Source organism: Streptomyces sp. MAI_2237, assembly GCF_054189285.1.
In genome coordinates, this window is sequence record NZ_JAJPGQ010000002.1 from 984,139 (window position 1) to 1,001,857 (window position 17,719).

General features: G+C 71.4%; 14 protein-coding genes, 2 tRNA genes and 1 pseudogene. 6 read left to right on the top strand and 11 right to left on the bottom strand.

Translation table 11 applies throughout. The annotated features are described in order from the left end of the window. Positions 1 to 77: 77 nt before the first annotated feature. Positions 78 to 151: transfer RNA gene (locus tag LN251_RS09215), tRNA-Lys, on the top strand. Here LN251_RS09215 and LN251_RS09220 read toward each other — a convergent pair. The 5 genes and pseudogenes from LN251_RS09220 to LN251_RS09240 all read right to left on the bottom strand — a co-directional run bounded on the left by LN251_RS09220 (position 117) and on the right by LN251_RS09240 (position 5,650). Continuing rightward, positions 117 to 1,783 (bottom strand): annotated as a pseudogene (locus LN251_RS09220) (AMP-binding protein). The gene LN251_RS09215 and the pseudogene LN251_RS09220 sit on opposite strands and share 35 nt — an antisense overlap. Before the next feature lie 40 nt (positions 1,784 to 1,823). Continuing rightward, positions 1,824 to 2,288, bottom strand: a complete 465-nt coding sequence (locus LN251_RS09225) for a hypothetical protein (protein WP_458243976.1) — start codon at positions 2,286 to 2,288, stop codon at positions 1,824 to 1,826. Between the two features lie 90 nt (positions 2,289 to 2,378). Beyond that, positions 2,379 to 2,984 carry a lytic polysaccharide monooxygenase auxiliary activity family 9 protein gene (locus tag LN251_RS09230; RefSeq protein WP_458243977.1) on the bottom strand — a complete coding sequence of 202 codons (606 nt, stop codon included), beginning with the start codon at positions 2,982 to 2,984 and terminating at the stop codon, positions 2,379 to 2,381. Positions 2,985 to 3,081: 97 nt separating this feature from the next. After that, positions 3,082 to 4,200 carry an SPFH domain-containing protein gene (locus LN251_RS09235; RefSeq protein WP_458243978.1) on the bottom strand — a complete coding sequence of 373 codons (1,119 nt, stop codon included), beginning with the start codon at positions 4,198 to 4,200 and terminating at the stop codon, positions 3,082 to 3,084. Between the two features lie 85 nt (positions 4,201 to 4,285). Further along, positions 4,286 to 5,650, bottom strand: coding sequence for a peptidoglycan-binding protein (locus tag LN251_RS09240; protein WP_458243979.1), 1,365 nt, complete (start codon positions 5,648 to 5,650; stop codon positions 4,286 to 4,288). A 187-nt stretch (positions 5,651 to 5,837) separates the two neighbouring features. Here LN251_RS09240 and LN251_RS09245 point away from each other — a divergent pair. The 4 genes from LN251_RS09245 to glxA all read left to right on the top strand — a co-directional run bounded on the left by LN251_RS09245 (position 5,838) and on the right by glxA (position 11,059). After that, a tRNA-Lys gene (locus LN251_RS09245) sits at positions 5,838 to 5,911 on the top strand. A gap of 181 nt (positions 5,912 to 6,092) precedes the next feature. Further along, positions 6,093 to 6,809, top strand: coding sequence for a FadR/GntR family transcriptional regulator (locus tag LN251_RS09250; protein WP_458243980.1), 717 nt, complete (start codon positions 6,093 to 6,095; stop codon positions 6,807 to 6,809). Positions 6,810 to 7,127: 318 nt separating this feature from the next. Further along, positions 7,128 to 9,125: a glycosyltransferase family 2 protein gene (locus LN251_RS09255; protein WP_458243981.1), complete on the top strand. Its 1,998-nt coding sequence runs from the start codon at positions 7,128 to 7,130 to the stop codon at positions 9,123 to 9,125. Continuing rightward, positions 9,122 to 11,059 (top strand): radical copper oxidase GlxA, encoded by a 1,938-nt coding sequence (gene glxA / locus LN251_RS09260; RefSeq protein WP_458243982.1) that lies wholly within the window; start codon positions 9,122 to 9,124, stop codon positions 11,057 to 11,059. Before LN251_RS09255 ends, glxA begins: the two co-directional genes overlap by 4 nt. Before the next feature lie 7 nt (positions 11,060 to 11,066). Here the strand turns inward: glxA and LN251_RS09265 are convergent, their stop codons facing one another. Next, positions 11,067 to 12,104, bottom strand: a complete 1,038-nt coding sequence (locus tag LN251_RS09265) for a glycoside hydrolase family 6 protein (protein ID WP_458243983.1) — start codon at positions 12,102 to 12,104, stop codon at positions 11,067 to 11,069. Positions 12,105 to 12,327: 223 nt separating this feature from the next. On the opposite strand from LN251_RS09265, the gene LN251_RS09270 reads away from it, so the two are divergent. Then, on the top strand, positions 12,328 to 13,041 hold the full coding sequence (locus LN251_RS09270; RefSeq protein ID WP_458243984.1) for an ANTAR domain-containing protein: 714 nt from the start codon (positions 12,328 to 12,330) through the stop codon (positions 13,039 to 13,041). 284 nt (positions 13,042 to 13,325) lie between these two features. On the opposite strand, the gene LN251_RS09275 is transcribed toward LN251_RS09270, so the two are convergent. From LN251_RS09275 to LN251_RS09295, 5 genes are all read right to left on the bottom strand, one after another. Next, entirely contained in the window at positions 13,326 to 14,015 is a 690-nt protein-coding gene (locus LN251_RS09275) for a class F sortase (RefSeq protein WP_458243985.1), read from the bottom strand. 203 nt (positions 14,016 to 14,218) lie between these two features. After that, positions 14,219 to 14,755 carry a hypothetical protein gene (locus LN251_RS09280; protein WP_458243986.1) on the bottom strand — a complete coding sequence of 179 codons (537 nt, stop codon included), beginning with the start codon at positions 14,753 to 14,755 and terminating at the stop codon, positions 14,219 to 14,221. A 128-nt stretch (positions 14,756 to 14,883) separates the two neighbouring features. Further along, positions 14,884 to 15,663 (bottom strand): HAD-IIA family hydrolase, encoded by a 780-nt coding sequence (locus LN251_RS09285; protein ID WP_058925096.1) that lies wholly within the window; start codon positions 15,661 to 15,663, stop codon positions 14,884 to 14,886. Positions 15,664 to 15,748: 85 nt separating this feature from the next. Further along, positions 15,749 to 16,534 carry a hypothetical protein gene (locus LN251_RS09290; RefSeq protein ID WP_458243987.1) on the bottom strand — a complete coding sequence of 262 codons (786 nt, stop codon included), beginning with the start codon at positions 16,532 to 16,534 and terminating at the stop codon, positions 15,749 to 15,751. Positions 16,535 to 16,625: 91 nt separating this feature from the next. Then, the gene (locus LN251_RS09295) at positions 16,626 to 17,711 is read right to left on the bottom strand and encodes an ROK family transcriptional regulator (RefSeq protein ID WP_458243988.1); all 1,086 of its coding nucleotides are present in this window, start codon (positions 17,709 to 17,711) and stop codon (positions 16,626 to 16,628) included. Positions 17,712 to 17,719 lie beyond the last annotated feature (8 nt).

Sequence of the window (17,719 nt, forward strand, 5' to 3'; positions counted from 1 at the left end):
AGCACCCCCCGGGACCGGGTAGTATTTTCTTCGTCGCCGACCACAGGCCCCCAGGTCAAGTGGTGGGTGAGAGTCATGCGCCGCTAGCTCAGTTGGTTAGAGCAGCTGACTCTTAATCAGCGGGTCCGGGGTTCGAGTCCCTGGCGGCGCACCGGACCGATGGGTCTCTCGTGGGAGCGAGAGGCCCATCGGCGTTTTCCGGGGTCAGTCTCCGATAGGTGCGCTCCCCCGGCGGGCGCCACCACACCGGCTCGGGGCATCGCAGGCCCTCGCGCCTGAGTGCGGCCCGGTGGATCTTGTTGGTGGCGGTGACCGGCATCCGCTCCACCACTCGCACGAACCGGGGCGCCATCTTCGTGCCGAGATCCGGCTGGGCGGCGAGGAAGGCGGCGAACCCGGCCGGCTCGAAGCTCCCGGCGATCGTCGCCATCACCTGGTCGCCGGTCACCGGGTCGGGCACCGCGTACACGGCGACGGCGTCGGCGCCCTCGTACCGGGCGAGGATGTTCTCGATCATCGCGGCGGCCAGGTTCTCGCCGTCGACGCGGATGCGGTCGTCGGTGCGGCCGGCGAAGTACAGGTATCCGGCGGCGTCCCGGTAGAAGAGGTCACCGGTCCAGTAGGCGCCGCCGCGGCGCCGCTCGGCCTCCGCCGCGGGGTTGCGCCAGTACCCCTCGAAGGGGTTCGGACCGCGGTTGACCAGTTCCCCGATCGCCTCGTCCCCGTTGAGCAGCCGCCCCTCGGCGTCGAACCGGGCCGTCCGGCACTCCCGCCCCGTCTCCCGGTCGAGTACGACGAGACCGGGCCCCGCCCGCCCCACCGCCCCGGCCGGCGTCCCCGGCGACCACTGGATTGCCGCCCCGCCCTCCGAGGAGCCGTAGCCCTCCACCAGCCGCACCCCGAACCGCCGCTGGAAGGCCGCCGCGTCCACGGCCCCCGCCTCCGTGCCGAAGCCGAGCCGGAGGGGGTTGTCGCGGTCGTCCGCGCGCTCCTCGGTCGCCAGGACGTACTGCACGGCCCGGCCGACATAGGTGAAGTACGTCGCCCCGAACCTCCGCACGTCCGGCAGGAAGCCCGAGGCGGAGAACCGCCGCCTGAGCGCCACCCCCGCCCCGGCCACCAGCGCGGGCGCCCAGTCGGCGATCACGGCGTTGCCGTGGAACATCGGCATGCAGACGTAGTGCACGTCCTCGCGCCGCACCCCGAACTGCCCGGCCAGGGAGGCCCCGGCGGCGGCGAGCCGGCCCTGGGTGCAGATCGCGGCCTTGGGGGCGCCGGTGGAGCCGGAGGTGAAGTAGAGGAGCAGACGGTCCTCGGGGCAGGCGCGGGACGGGTCCGGCACGGCGGTCGCGTACGGGGCGAGGAGGCGGTCGTACTCCTCGCCGTCCGTCGACAGCACGCGCACGTCCGGGAGTTCGAGGCCGGCGAGGAGCGGGAGGTGGGCGTCCTCGGTGACGACGATCCGGCACTCGGTGTGCAGGATGTCGCGGGCCAGCTCCGGGCCGCGACGGGTGGGGTTGACGCCGGCGACGGCGGCCCCGGCGAGGGCCGCGGCCGCCAGCCACAGCGGGTACTCGAGGGTGTTGTCGAGCAGCACGCCCACGTGCGGTTCGGCGCCGGGCGGCAGGAGGTCGGCCAGCAGGGCCGCCCGGGCCGCGGCACCGGCGGCGAACTCGTGATGGGTGAGCACCCGGTCCTCGCACCACAGGCCGGGACGGTGGTCGCCCCACCGCCCGGCGACGAGCTCCGCGACCGTGCGCCTTTTCGCCTCACTGGACTCCATGGCGGCGCACGGTAGTTGACGGTACGTCAGATGTGGAGGGCTACGGCATCACGTCGCCCAGCATGCTGAAGCCGGCGTGCACGGTGAGCATGAAGAGGAGGCAGAAGGCGATGAACACGCCGAAGAAGGCGAGCAGGCAGCCCTGTTCGGCGAGCAGCCGACCGGGGCGGGGCGGCTTCGCCGTGGCCCGCTCGGGGTGCACGGCGGTGTAGCGCACGGTGACGATGTCGCCGGTGACGATCGTCCGCGGCCCGTCGCGCTCCTCGAAGCGGACGGCGCGGCCCTCGCGGGTGGTGAACTCGTAGACGTGGTGCAGTGTCGTGCTCACGGAGCTGTCGCCGCCGCCCCCGCTGGTCGTGGTGTAGGTGTTCAGGCAGCGCGCCTCGGCGGTGAGCCCGCTGTTCCAGGCGCCGCTGATGTGCCGGGCGCGGCGCATCATGCCGATGATGGCGCTGAGCGCGAGGGCGATCATGAGGCCGGGCACGATGTAGAAGAAGGTTTCCATGGACGTCCCCCGAGGTCGAAACGCCGGCCTCAGACGGCCGGCGTGGCAGGAACCTACCCACGCCGGCCGGGCGATTGGCTCAAGGAACCCTCAGAACGTGACGTCCGAGCAGGCGTAGAACGCGTTGCCCGTGTCGGCGATCGTCCACACGGCGACGATCACATGGCGTCCGCTGAGCCCGGACGGCAGGGTGCCGCTGTGCGAGAGGGTGGAGGGGGGCCGCCGGCCGCCGTAGGGGACGGTCAGGAACGGTGTGGTGTCGAGGTCGGAGCGGGCCAGGTTGTGGTTCTGGTTCCAGCCCTGCCGGGTGACGTAGTACTTGAAGTCGGTCGTGGCGTGCATGGCGGTGAACTGCCAGCGGAAGGTGTAGCTCTGACCACCCGTCACCTTGGTGGCGGGCCAGGTGCCGCCGGACGGCGTCCGAGGGCTGTCGAGCTGGGCGAAACGGGTGTTGCCGCCGGAGCAGATCGCGCCGTCGGCCGGTCCGGAGGCCGGGAAGCCCTTGGGGCCCTCGACGCTCTGCGGCTCGTACTGGATGTCGCCGCAGTTGGTCACCGTGCCGTTGGCGCAGAGCTTCTGCCTGCTGATGGGGAGGTCGGTGTAGCCGTGGCCGCTGGCGCCGCCGGTGGACAGCACGAGTGCTCCGGTGGTCGCGAGGCCGACCACGGCCCCGTAGAACTTGGTCTTTCTGCGCATGCTGCCGCTCCTGGAGAACGTGGGGGAAGTTCCGTGAGGCGTGCAGGTCTAGACCAAGTCTCAGATTATTGCCGCGGGTTGACCATGTCCATACCATTCACGGCGTCTGTTCTCCGCGTCCGGAGCAGAAGGCGACCGTCAGGTCCTTCACCAGCGCCTTGCGTTCGTAGTCGTCCAGTTGGACCAGTCCGCGCACGGTCAGCCGGGTCACCGTGTCCTCCACCGAGTCCACCACCGACGTCAGCACGCTCGCCCGGTGCTGGGCGTCCAGCGCGGCGATACGGCGGCGGTGCATCGCGGCGGCGACCTCGGGGGCGTACTCGATACGGACCGGCCGGACCGAGAACACCTCGAGACCGACCGGCGCCGCGTCCGCCGCGACCACCCGGGTCAGCGCCTCCCCGGCCGCCTCGACCGAGTCCCGCGGCCCGCCCGGCATCTCCACCGGCACCCGCGCCAGCCCCGCCTCCACGCACTCGCGCAGGTACGTCTCGTGGTCCTCGACACCGAGCACCGCCCGCGCGGTGTCCCGCACCCGCCACACCACCAGCACCACGACCCGGAGCGCGACCCCGTTGCCGTCGGCCGCCGGCATGGGCTCGCTCCGCCAGTGCCGCAGCCGTACGTCGACCCGGCGGCGCAGCAGCAGGGGGTTGACCCACAGCAGGCCGGTGCGCCGGACCGTCCCCCGGTAGCGGCCGAACAGCCCCAGCACCCAGGCCCGCCCGGTCCGCCCGCGCGCCAGGCCCCCGAAGCCGAACAGACCGAGGGTGCCGGCGCCCGCGTACGCGGCCCACTGCGCGGGGCCGAGACCGGCGCCCGCGTACGCCGGCAGCCTGAGCGCCTCCACCGCGAGCGGCGGCAGGACGCCCGCCCACCAGGAGTTCGCCAGAGCGCCGGCCAGCCCGCACGTCCCGGCGAGGACGCCCGCCGCGCCGGGCAGCACCCTGGCCCGGCGTTCGGCCAGTTCGGGGTCGACCTGCGGTGCCGGGCGGGGTTTGACCGGTACCGGGTGGCGCAGGCGCGGTTGCTCGCCGGTGCCCTGCCGGCGGCCGACGACCGCGGGGCGCACCGGCACCGGCGCGGGGTCGGGATCGTCGCGGAAGAGCAGGTGGACGGGGATTTCCATGGTCGCCTCGTTCTGGATGAGACGGGCGGGTCCGGATCTGCTCGGCCCCTCGGACTCGGGGTTCGGTGAAGTGGTCGTCGTGCTCATGCGTGCCTCCAGCCTCCGCGCCAGATGCGTCACAACAGATGGGTCACCACGGGTGGATCACAACAGGTGGTCACAGCCGAACGGCTCAGGAGAACAGGCGCCTCCACGTCTCCGGCCCCGGAAAGCCGTCCGCCGCGCCGCCCCGCCAGCCCTGGGTGCGCTGGAACGCCTCGACGTTACGGCGGTCCGCCTCGCCCCATCGCGGACCCGGACCCTTCGTGTAGTACTTGCCGAACCCTTTCTTCACCAGCTGCCTCCCGAGCAGCGTGACGTACCGGTTGTTCGCGCCCGGCCGGAACATCGAGCGTCCCGGATAGCCGGGCACACCGTGGGAGGCGGGCGGTCCCGCGGCGCCGGTCGACGGAGCCGTGCCCGTGCCGCCGGCCGGGGTCGTGCCCGCCGCCGGCACGTTCCTGCCCTTCCCCGTCACCAGCAGCGCCCAGGTCTCCGGCCCCGGCAGCCCGTCGGCGTCCGCCCCCTGCCAGCCCTGGGCCAGCTGGAAGGCCTGGGTGGCCCGCCGGTCGGCGTCGGACCAGCGCGGGCCGGGGCCCGAGGTGTAGAAGCGGGCGGCGCCCCGCGCCACGAGCATCTGCCCGAGCTGGGTGACGTACGGGTTGTCGGCTCCGGGGCCGAAGTACCCCGCTCCGGGGAACACCGTGGCCGGGTGGTCCGAGGAGGCCGGTGTGACCGGCGTCGACCCCGTCCCGGAGCCGCCCGCGTCCGCCGCGAGCCCCTTGTACCGGTAGGCGAGGTACTGGTCCGAGTGGCTCCAGTAGGCGTACGGGGTGGCCTGCCGGCGGGCGTGCGGGGGGGTCTCCTCGTAGGCGATGTAGTAGGTGTGCGTGTAGTCCGTCCAGCCGCCGAAAATGACGACGTGCGAGCCGCTCTCCGGGTTCGCCGGATTGTGGAACAGCAGAATGTCGCCGGGTTCCAGGGCGTCCTTGGGAATGCGGTCCCCGAACTTGTCGAGGCTGCCCGTCCATTCGTTCCCGGGCAGGTTCCAGGCCATCGAGACGAACCCCGAGCAGTCCTGCCGGTAACCGTCGGACCAGTAGTCCGTCATGCTGTACGGCACCTCGGCGGCCACCCACACCTTGGCCCGGTTGATGATCTCCGCGCGGGTGGTCGTGGGCGTCCGGAGGGTCTGGGCCGGCTCGACGGGCTTGCCGCCCGGCCCGTGCAGCGGGGCCTTGCCGCCCTGTGGGGTGGCGGGCTCGTCACCCGTGTCACCTGCGGGAACGCCAGGTCCCGGGGGTACGTGGGGCGCGGCGACCGCCGGTGGGACATGTCCGGCGCCCAGAGCCGCGGCGGCAGCGGCGACGATCACCGCCCGGTGGGCGGCGGGGTGGTGGAACGTGCGGGAACGGGGAAGGACCCGGCGCCAGTGAAGGCATCCGGGGCAGTCGCAGTCGCTCGCGGGATCGAATTCCTCGAATACCGGAGTCTCCATGCGATTCCCCTCACACTGCAGGCCGAAATCTCCGCACTCGTGCACGTCGATCAGTTTCCCAACTGTCCTCCGCGCGCGCATTCTGACGGTCCGAATGACGTAACGCCGCTCACCCTCGCCCCGGCTCGCCGGCCCGCCCGCGGTCCGGAGCACCCCCGGAGATCGGGTAGAGTGACGACGTCAGCAGGCGCCGCTAGCTCAGTTGGTTAGAGCAGCTGACTCTTAATCAGCGGGTCCGGGGTTCGAGTCCCTGGCGGCGCACGTTGTCGATGGCGAGGCATGTTCGCGGAAAGCGCGAACCGGCCTCGCCATCGTCGTTTCTGCGCGGCTGCGCCGCGCGCCGTGGGGGCTCCGCCACCCACACCCCCGGCACCGGCGGGGGGCCCTTCGCATGTGGCTGGAAGCGGGGACCTCGCCCTGTTTGGCCGGATACCCTCTCGCCATGGCAGCCCGAGACCTCCAGGAGCGGATCAAGAAGCTCATCATCGACCGCAGACTGCCCTCCGGGGCCCCGCTGCCGACCGAGCCGGAGCTGATGGAGTTCCTGGGCGCGAGCCGGAACTCGGTGCGCGAGGCGCTCAAGGCGCTGCAGGCGATGGGCATCGTGGAGATCCGGCACGGATTCGGGACGTACGTCGGCCCGATGTCGCTGGCCCCGATGATCGAGGGCCTGGCCTTCCGCACGGTGGCCGGGCACCACCGCGGCGAGGACTCCCTGCTCCAGTTGCTGGAGCTGCGCGAGGCGGTGGAGACGGGGCTGGTGTCGCGGCTCGCGGGCCGGATCCCGGAACGGGACCTCGTTGAACTCGACGCGCTCGTGGACCGTATGGAACGGCAGGCCGCACAGGGAGGTGCCGGCCTGGCCGAGACCGACCGCGCGTTTCACGCCACCCTCTACCGGGGTCTGGACAACGTGTTGCTGGGCGAGGTCCTGGAGGCGTTCTGGGACGCCTTCCACCGTGTGCACACGGACCTGGGAGGCGCTCCGCCCGACCACAAGATCACCTGCAGACAGCACCGGGACATCCTCGACGCGGTGCGGTCCGGCGACTCGGCACGGGCGGAGGAGGCCATAAGAGAGCACTTCGGCAACCTTCGCGCACGGCTGTCCACCACTGACCCACAAGACCCCCACAGGCACCGCAATGAACGTGTATGACCGGTAAACAGCGCGTTTCGCATCTTGCGATCATGCTGAACGCCGTAGAACCCTGTTCTCCACGATGCTGCGGATACGCGGCAGTTGGGGGACTAGTAAGCGGTTGCGTCGTTCTGCGGGGATAGGGGGCCCTGTTCACGAGCCGATGCCGAGGGGGGCATCATGCAACCGGAAGGGCGCGGTTCCATGTCTACGGCTGTGGAAAGCGTGGTGGCCGTGGCCCGCCGCTGACACGCCTGTGAGGGGTCGAGGGGGACCTTTCACGGGTGGTAAGGAAACGACACGACACGCGGTCACCCGCGTGTGGGGGGATGACTCATGACGTCGACGCCGACGGGCGCCCGGCATAACTTCGACCCGTCCGAAACCACCCAGCTCAGAACGGATCCGCACCGGAACAGCACGACGGGCCAGTTCCGGCGGATCAAGAAGACCCTGCCGAGATACGACTACGAGCACTACAGCCGGCTGGCCGGCCCCCTCACCCAGCCCGACCCGGACAAGCCCTACAAGGTGCAGTACCGCTCCCTGCTCTCGCAGGAGCCGCACCGCATCAGGGCCGCCCTCATGCTGGGCGCGGCCCCGCTGCTGTCCCTGGTCCTGCTGGCCTGGCTGCTGCAGCCGGAGCACTGGACCGAACGCGACTACCCGGCCTTCGACTTCCTGCCGGTGCTGGACGTCGTGATGCTCGTCTCGATCGGCCTGATCGAGTTCTTCCGCTGCATGAACGTGCTGTCGAACGCGCACGCCACCCTGGTCGCCCGCGACCCGGTCCCGGTGGTGCCGGAGACCGGCACGAGAGTCGCGTTCATCACGACGTACGTGCCCGGCAAGGAACCCCTGGAGATGGTCACGAAGACCCTGGAGGCGGCCGTACGGCTGCGCCACCGGGGCCTTCTGCACATCTGGCTCCTGGACGAGGGGGACGACGACGAGGTCAAGGCGGTCTGCGAGCGCCTCGGCGTGCACCACTTCTCCCGCAAGGGCGTCGAGCAGTGGAACCGGCCGAAGGGCCCGTTCCGCGCGAAGACCAAGCACGGCAACTACAACGCCTGGCTCCAGGCGCACGGCGACGACTACGACTACTTCGCCTCCGTCGACACCGACCACGTGCCGCTGCCCAACTACCTGGAGCGGATGCTGGGCTTCTTCCGCGACCCGGACGTCGGCTTCGTCATCGGCCCGCAGGTGTACGGCAACTACGACAACCCCATCACCAAGGCGGCCGAGTCCCAGCAGTTCCTCTTCCACGCCCTCATCCAGCGGGCCGGGAACTTCTACGGCGCCCCCATGTTCGTCGGTACGTCGAACGCCGTACGCATCAAGGCGCTGAAGCAGATCGGCGGCCTGTACGACTCGATCACCGAGGACATGGCGACCGGCTTCGAGATCCACCGCCACAAGAACCCGGCGACGGGGCGGAAGTGGCGCTCGGTGTACACACCGGACGTCCTCGCCGTCGGTGAGGGCCCGGGTGCCTGGACGGACTTCTTCACGCAGCAGCTGCGCTGGTCGCGGGGGACGTACGAGACGATCCTCAAGCAGTACTGGAAGGGCTGGTTCTCGCTGCCTCCGGGCAAGCTCTTCAACTACACCATGATGATCATCTTCTACCCGATGTCCGCCCTCAACTGGATCCTGGCGGCACTGAGTTGCGCGCTGTTCCTGGGCCTGGGCGCCTCGGGTGTGAACATCGACCCGACCGTGTGGCTGATGCTGTACGGCAACGCCTCCGCGCTGCAGATCGGGCTGTACATCTGGAACCGCCGGCACAACGTCTCCCCGCACGAGCCCGAGGGCTCCGGCGGTGTGGCGGGCATGGTGATGTCGGCGCTGTCGGCGCCGATCTACGCCCGCTCGCTGATGGACGCGGTGCTGCGGCGCAAGAGCAAGTTCGTGGTGACGCCCAAGGGCGACTCGGCCAGCCCGGACACCCTGTTCGGGACCTTCCGCATCCACCTGTTCTTCATCCTGGTCTTCGGCGGCTCGATCGCCGCCGGTTTCGCGCTGGGGCACTCGCACCCGGCGATGATCACCTGGGCCGTGTTCGCCCTGCTGATCACCGCGTCCCCGATCTTCGCCTGGCGGTACTCGCTGCGGAAGGCGAAGAAGGAGCCGGTTCCCGTGTACGCGGAGCCGCAGGACGCGCCGCCCGCCGTGCCGTACCAGCCGCGGCCGCTGCCGGAGCGGCAGGCGACGCCGCCGCACGGCACCGGGCACAAGCCCACCTGGGCCGCCGCGGACGGCGCCTCGGAGACGGGCAACGACCAGACGATGCAGATAGCGCTCGGTGGATTCGGGGGACGTAAGGAATGAACGACCGTGCAGGCCGCCGCCGCGCCCGCAGGCTCGCGATCGGGACGGCGGTGGTGCTCGCGCTGGCCGGGATGAACGGTCCGTGGCTGTACCGCTTCGGGACGGCGAAGTATCACCAGTACCAGATCAACAAACCCGAGTACAAAGCGGACAACGGCCACTGGCAGATCGTCGAGTTCCCCAAGGAGTACCGCCAGGACACCATCCACGCGGCGCTTCTGCGCACGGGCAAGGTGCTGATGATCGCCGGCTCGGGCAACAACCAGGACAACTTCAACGCCAAGAAGTTCGACACCCGGATCTGGGACCCGGTCAAGGGCACGATCAAGAAGGTCCCGACGCCCAAGGACCTGTTCTGCACCGGGCACACCCAGCTCGCCAACGGCAATCTGCTGATCGCCGGCGGCACCAAGCGGTACGAGAAGCTGAAGGGTGACGTCACCAAGGCCGGTGGCCTGATGGTGGTGCACAACGAGAACCCGGACAAGCCGATCACGCTGCCCGCGGGGACCGTGTTCACCGGCAAGGAGAACGGCAAGACCTTCGTCTCCAAGGACCCGGTGCTCGTGCCGCGCGCCAAGAAGGTCTTCGACCCTGGGACCGGGAAGTTCCTGCGCAACGACCCCGGGCTCGGCCGTATCTACGTCGAGGCGAAGAAGAGCGGCACCAAGTACGAGACCGGCACCCAGGACAACTACCGCATCCAGGGCCTGACCGGTGCCGACGCGCGCAACACCTACGGCATCGCGCAGAAGCTCGCCCTCGACAAGAAGGACTTCCAGGGAATCCGGGACGCCTTCGAGTTCGACCCGGTCGCCGAGAAGTACATCAAGGTCGACCCGATGAACGAGGCCCGCTGGTACCCGACGCTCACCACCCTGAGCGACGGCAAGATCCTCAGCGTCTCCGGGCTCGACGACATCGGGCAGCTGGTGCCGGGCAAGAACGAGATCTTCGACCCGAAGACGAAGAAGTGGACGTACACCTCGAAGATCCGGCAGTTCCCCACCTACCCGGCGCTGTTCCTGATGCAGAACGGCAAGATCTTCTACTCGGGCTCCAACGCCGGGTACGGGCCGGACAACGTCGGCCGTGAACCCGGCGTCTGGGACGTGGCGACCAACAAGTTCACCAAGCTGCCCGGGCTCAGCGACGCCAACGAGATGGAGACCTCGGGGACGGTGCTGCTGCCGCCGGCGCAGGACGAGAAGTTCCTGGTGATCGGCGGCGGCGGGGTCGGCGAGTCCAAGCTGTCCAGCAACCGGACCCGCCTGATCGACCTCAAGGACAAGAACCCGAGGTTCACGGACGGGCCGATACTGGAGAAGGGCACCCGCTATCCGCAGTCGTCGATCCTGCCGGACGACTCCGTGCTGGTGTCGGGCGGCTCCGAGGACTACCGCGGGCGCGGCGACTCCAACATCCTGCAGGCCCGGCTCTACCACCCGGACACCAACACGTTCGACCGGGTGGCCGACCCGCTGGTGGGGCGCAACTACCACTCCGGGTCGATCCTGCTGCCGGACGGGCGCGTGATGTTCTTCGGCTCCGACTCGCTGTACGGCGACAAGGCCAACACCAAGCCCGGCACGTTCGAGCAGCGGATCGAGATCTACACGCCGCCCTATCTGTACCGGGACTCCCGGCCGTCGCTGTCCGGCGGGCCGCAGACGATCGCGCGGGGCGGGACGGGCACGTTCACCTCACCGCAGGCCTCCGCGATCAAGAAGGTGCGGCTGATCCGGCCCAGTGCGTCCACCCACGTGACCGACGTCGACCAGCGGTCGATCGCCCTGGACTTCAAGACGTCGGGGAACAAGCTGACGGTGACCATGCCGAAGAACCGGAACCTGGTCACCGCCGGCTGGTACATGCTGTTCGTGGACGACGACCAGGGGACGCCGAGCAAGGCGCAGTGGGTCAAGGTGCCGTAGCCCGCGGCTACTTGGCGGCCTCGGCGAGGGCGAGTGCGTAACTCGCCCACCACTGCCCCGCGTTCGGTCCGCCCCGGCACGTGCCGTCCGACTCCCCCGGCCGCTTGACCCACAGGTAGGCGTCGACGAGGGGGTCGGACGTCCTGGTCGTCGGCGTCTCCCCGAGCGCCCGGCCCGGCGGGTTGCACCAGTTCTCGTCGGGCTTGCCGCCCGTGTACGGGCCGTTGCCGTTGCGGCTGGTGTCGACGACGAAGTGCTTGCCGCCGACCTTGGCGGAGAGCTGCTTGCCGTAGGCGATGGAGTCCTTGGTCGAGTAGAAGTTGGAGACGTTGACCGCGAAGCCGTCGGCCTGGGCGATGCCCGCACGCTGGAGGGGCTGGAAGATCTGGTCGGGGTGGCCCCAGCCGGCGTTGCCCGCGTCCAGGTAGACCCTGGTGGACTTCAGTGACTTCAGCTTGCCGACGGCGTAGTCGAGCAGGGCGTAGCGCTCCTCCTGGAACTGGCCCGGCGTGCAGCCGTCCACCAGGTGCAGTACGGCGTCCGGTTCGAGGATCACCATCGCCGGACGGTCCTGGATGCCCGCGGCCACCCCGTCGATCCAGGCGCGGTAGGCGTTGCCGTCGGCGGCGCCGCCCTGGGAGTACTGGCCGCAGTCGCGGTGCGGGATGTTGTAGAGCACGAGCAGGGCCGTGCGGCCGGCCTTGTCGGCGGCCTCGGTGAAGCCCCTGGCCTCCTGCTCGGGGTTCTCCGGGCCGATCCACTCACCGGTCGGCTGCTCGGCGATCTTCCGGATCCGCTCGGCCTCGGGGTCCTTGCCGGCCTTGGCGTACGCGGCGACCTGGCGGGCCGCGTTGCCGTCCGGGTTGACCCAGAACGGGTCGCTCTCCTTGGGCTGTTGGGTGATCTTCGCACCGGCGTCGCCGTCCTTGCCGTCGCCGCCGGAGGAACACCCCGCCACCAGCAGTGCCACCCCTAGCACCACCGCGGAGGCCCTCATCGCGGCCCCGGAGGCGAACACCGATCCAGCCCCCCTGCTGCCGTACATCCAACTCCCCCTTGGGTGCACCGGTCCAAGTCTCAATCCTGACATAGCGGCGCGGCGCCCACGAGATCGCCCGGGTCTTGTCGGACAGCTGTTACGGCTCGGACGGTGAGGGGTAGGCGCGCGTCGGCACGGACGCGGGAGACGGGAAGCGAGGGAGGCGGGGAGAAGGGGAGGCGCGGTCACGCACCACAGCACCCGGGAACTTCGGCCGGCCGAGGCGCTGGTGGAGGCGGGTGACACCCTCGGCGACGACTTCGACCTCGAGCGGTACCCGCGTCGGCCGGCGGACCGGTGCGTCGAGTTGCCGGCCGCCCGGGCCGCGGGGGTGATATTCGTCGACGGCGGGCGGAGCGTGTCGCTCGCCGGATGCGGCGGGCAGGAGGAGACGGCGCTCGACCTGTTGCAGGCCCGGCACGACGGCGGCCCCTGCCTGGAGGGCTTCGCCTCCGGCGCGCCCGTCGCGCCGGTCTCGATCCGGGCGGCCCGGCAGGCCGCGCGCTGGCCGGAGTTCACGGAGCGGGCCCTGCGGCACGACGTCGTCACCACCTTCGCCGTACCCCTGCGTCCGGGCGGCGAGGCGCTCGGCGGACTCAACGTGTTCGTGCCCACGCTGCCCGAGGACGACCGGCCCGACGCGTGCACGGACTTCCGGCCTGCCCAGCTGCTGACCGACTGCAGCGCCCTGGGGCTGCGGAACGACCTCGCGTACGTCCGCTGCCGCACCGTGGCGGGGCAGTTGCAGCAGGCGCTGTCCAGCAGGGTCCGTATCGAGCAGGCCAAGTGGATGCTCGCCGAGCGGTGGAACATCCGGGCCGACGAGGCCTTCGTGGTGCTGCGCGGGTTCGCCAGGCGGCGCCGGCTGCCCCTCGACGAGGTCGCCCGGGCGGTCGTCGAGCGGATCGCGCACGACGAGGCACTGCGGCGCGAGCGGGAGTGACACGGTCTTCGCGCCGCTGTGGAACCTCGCATCACCAGGGCATATGACGCAGAGCCACCGGAGCGGAACCTGACGTCATAACCCTCTAGGCTCCGGCGCTCATTCGTTCTAGGGTGGTCCCACATGGCCCCGGTCCCCGGCCAGTCGGTCTCTACCGGACCTCCCGCACCTCCCGCGCCGGTCGCCGGGTTACTCCCGCAGCCCGTGCGCCCGCGGTCGAGGACCAGCCCGGTCGGCGGCTTCGGGGGGAGCGGGCCGTCGACCGGGCCAGGTGCCCGCGCGTCTCACACGCCGGTGGCGGTGAGGTACGCCGACACGACCACGTTCGCCGAGTAGCTGCGGCGGGCCGGGTCGAAGGTGCCGCCGCAGGTGATCAGGCGCAGTTCTGCGCGGCCGGGCCGGTGGACGCCGTAGGCCTGCCGGGCGTCGAAGTGGTCGCGGCTGAGGACCTGGACGTCGTCGACGGTGAACTCGGCGACACGGCCGTCGGCGCGGACGACGCGGACGGCCCGGCCCGGTGTGAGGGTGCTGAGCTTGTAGAAGACGGCGGGCCGGGTCTCGGTGTCGACGTGCCCCACCATGAGGGCGGCTCCCGGGGCCCCCGGCTCGACGCCCGCCGCGTACCACCCGACCACGCCCGCCTGGTCGAACGGCGGCGGTTCGATCGCTCCCCGCCGGTCCAGCCCCCGCCGCACCACCGGCGCCTGGACGCCGAGGTCGGGGATGTCCAGGCGCAGCGGCAGCGCGTTGGCCAACGGCCGTGCGGCCGGGGGCAGTTCCGCCTCCGGCGGCCGCACGCCCGCCGCCATGTCACCGGTGGCCGGACCGGACGTCTCCGGGCGCACCTCGGTCAGCTCCCGTCCCCACAGCCACAGGCCGAGCAGCAGCACGGCCCAGGCGACACCGGTCACCAGCCGCCCGGACCCACCGGACCGCCGCCGATCGAACGAGCAGTCGGAGAAGTCGTCACGCATGGGCGGGAGGTTCCGTCGGCGGGGGCGGCTGGGAGCGGGGAGGGCGGGCCGGCGCCGTCACGGGAACCGGCTGCGCGGCCCTGTCCGGGTGCGGTCCGGCGGGGTCGGCCGGGGCAAGCGGAAGGCGGGCGAGGGGCGGGGCGGTGCCGGCGGCATGTGCGCCGGCGGCGGCGAGGGCGGATGCGGGTGCGGGCACGGTCCGCTCACTCCGTCTCGCGGCGCCGGCGGGCGCCCAAGACGGCCACGGTGGTCGCGGCGACTCCGGCGAGGATCAGTCCGGTGACCGCGTGCGCCGTGCCGGGACCGGTGGTGCGGGTGTCGACGGTGGCGAAGTGGGCCGTACCGCCGCCGCCCGCGTCGACCGGGGCGACGGGCGAGGCCGGCGGGGAGGGCCGCGTCCCCCGCGCCACGACCGTGATCGTGCCCTTGATCTCGGCCTCGGCACAGTGGACCCGCACGTCGTAGGTGCCGGGCCCGGCCGAGGAGCGAACGCGGGTCTCCCCGGCCAGGGTGCCGTCGGTGGCGCCCGCGAGGCGCGCGTCCGCGACGAACGCCGCGGAGACCGCGGTGGCCGTCCTCCCGGTGCACCCGGTGACCCGCAGGCCGATGTCGGCGCCGGCGGCCGGGGACGAGGGGGTCACCGAGACGGTGCCGCCTCCTCCGTCCGCCGCGTGCGCCGCGGGGGTGAGGGCGCAGGCCCCCAGGATTCCCGCACAGAGAGTGAGGCGTAGTGAGCCCATCGTGAAACCTCCAGATATCTGGAGGCTCCCCCGGACACCCCGGCCCCGCACGCTCAGCGGGCCGGGACTGCTCCGAACGGGTTCAGAAAGGTTTCAGCACCGTCGGACGGCACCGTCGGACGGCGCCGTCAGATCAGGTCGACCAGGTCCGCGATCGAGTCGACGACGTGGGACGGCCGGTAGGGGAAGTCCTCGATCTGTCCCGGCCCGGTCAGCCCGGTGAGGACCAGGAACGTCTGCATCCCCGCCTCCATCCCGGCGAGCACGTCGGTGTCCATGCGGTCGCCGATCATCGCGCTGGTCTCGGAGTGCGCGCCGATCGCGTTGAGCCCGGTGCGCATCATCAGCGGGTTGGGCTTGCCCGCGAAGTACGGCTTCTTGCCGGTCGCCTTGGTGATCAGCGCGGCCACGGCGCCGGTCGCCGGGAGCGGGCCCTCGTGGGAGGGGCCGGTCTCGTCGGGGTTGGTGGCGATGAAACGGGCGCCGTTGCGGATGAGCCGTACCGCCTGGGTCATGGCCTCGAAGGAGTACGTGCGGGTCTCGCCGAGTACGACGTAGTCGGGCTCGTGGTCGGTGAGGATGTACCCGATGTCGTGCAGGGCGGTGGTCAGGCCCGCCTCGCCGATGACGTACGCCGAGCCGCCCGGCCGCTGGTCGTCCAGGAACTGGGCGGTGGCCAGCGCCGAGGTCCAGATGGACTCGATCGGCACGTCCAGGCCCATGCGCCGCAGCCGGGCGTGCAGGTCGCGCGGGGTGTAGATGGAGTTGTTGGTCAGGACCAGGAAGGGCCGGCCGGACTCGCGCAGCTTCTTCAGGAAGGCGTCCGCGCCGGGGATCGGCACACCCTCGTGGATGAGCACACCGTCCATGTCGGTGAGCCAGGACTCGATGGGCCTGCGTTCTGCCATGTGCGGGTTCTCCTGCCGTACGCATGGACGCGGTGCTGCGTGCGTCCAGCCTAGACAGAGGTCGGATCTTGAGGGAATGGGCGTCTCACCGGCGCGCTCGCGAGCGGCGGGCCAGCAGGAGCGCCCCGCCGACGGCGAGGAGGAGGACGGCGGTGGCGGCCAGGGCGGTACGGGGGGTGGCGATGCCCGTCCGGGCGAGTTCGTCGGCGAAGGGGAGGTCGTCGCGGCTGCGGACGGGAGGAGCGGTACCGGTATCGGTCCCGGTACCCGTGCCGGTACCGGTGGCGGTACTGGTGGCGGTGCCGGGCTCGGTGGGTGGGTCGTGCCGGACGCGGAAGCGGTAGTCGTTGGACTGGCCGATCCAGTCGCCGTCGTCGTCGTGACGCTGCACCACGGCCGCGTTCGCCGTGACCTCGTCGGCCACGGCGTCGGAGGTCAGCGCGAGCCGGACCTTGACGGTGACGGTCCGGCGGGGACCGACGGTGAAACCGGGGAAGCCGTCGTCGAAGGCGCCGACGAGTTCCGCCTCGTCGGTGGCCTGGAAGCGGACGGGGTGGGAGCGCGCGCCGTCGGAGAACTCCAGGCGCACCTGGGAGGGCTTCAGGGTCCGGTCGTCGTCGACGAGTACGACGACCGGGTGCACGGCCGTGCAGGTCCGGGTGGTGGTGTTGGTGAGGTCCAGGGACCAGGTGCCGTATCCGCCGCCTGCCTCATAGGTGTCGGGCGCGTCATGGATACGGGTACTGAGGGGGAAGTCCGGACCCCTCGCACAGGTGGGAGCGGCGGAGGCGGGAGCGGCGGAGGCGGGAGACGCCGAGGAGAAGAGGGCGGCTGCTGCCAGGCAGAGGGACAGGGGCGTACACAGTCGCATAAGCACATGAGCATGTCGGTGAGATCGGGGCGGCGGCGGCCGACGCTCCGTACGGCCGGGCAGGTCCCCCCGATCGGCGCACGCCGGTGCGTCAGCCGTCGGTCCGCCCGAACACCGGTCCCAGTACCAGCTGCGCGGCGCCTTCGGCGACCCCGCCGCGGGCGACCCGCACGGGCACGGCCTCCTCGCCCGCACGCCGGGCACGGTCGCCGAGGACGGCGGCCACGCCCCGTACGAACTCCTCCGCAGCGGCGGCGACGGTACGGCCGCCGAGCAGGACGAGGTCGACGTCGAGCAGGGCGACGAGGTTGCCGGCGCCGACGCCGAGCACCCGCGCGGCCCCGGCCAGATCGCCGCGCGCCACGGCGTCCAGGCACAGCGCCTCGACGCAGCCCCGGTTGCCGCAGCCGCACGGCGGCCCGTCGAGCTGCACGACCTGGTGCCCGAACTCCCCCGCCCCGGTCCGGGCGCCGCGGTGCACGGTCCCGCCGATGACGAGCCCCGCCCCGAGCCCCGTACCGAGGTGCAGGTAGGCGAAGGAACCGGCTTCGCCCGCCACCGCCAGCCCCAGCGCCGCCGCGTTGGTGTCCTTGTCGACGACGACCGGCACGCCGAGCCTCCGCTCCAGCGCGTCCCGCAACGGGAAGCCGTCCCATTCGGGGAACCCGGTGACACGGTGCAGGACGCCGTGGGTGTGATCGAGGGGCCCCGGCAGAGCGATCCCCACCCCCAGCCCGTCACCGGACGGCCCGTCCCCCATCAGCTCTTGCGCCTCGCGCGCCACGGTCCACACCACCGCGTCCGCGCCCACCCCGAGATCCACCGGCACGCGTCGCTCGGCCACCACGGCCCCCGTGAGGTCGACCCGGACCGCGCGCAGTTCGTCGCGGTCCAGGTGCACACCGACCGCGTGTCCCGCCTCCGGCACCAGGCGCAGTACGGTCCGCGGCTTGCCGCCCGTCGACGCCCGGCGGCCCGCATCCGTCGCGAGCCCGGCGGCCCGCAGCCGGGCGGTGATCTTGCTGACGGCCTGCGGGGTCAGCGCGGTGCGCTCTGCGAGCTCCAGCCGGCTGATGCCGTCCGGGCCGGCGGTGCGCAGCAGGTCGAGGACGAGCGCGGTGTTGTGGCTGCGCAGGGCGAGAAGGTTCACGCCTTCGATTGTCCCTGGCGCTTGCACTTTGGCAA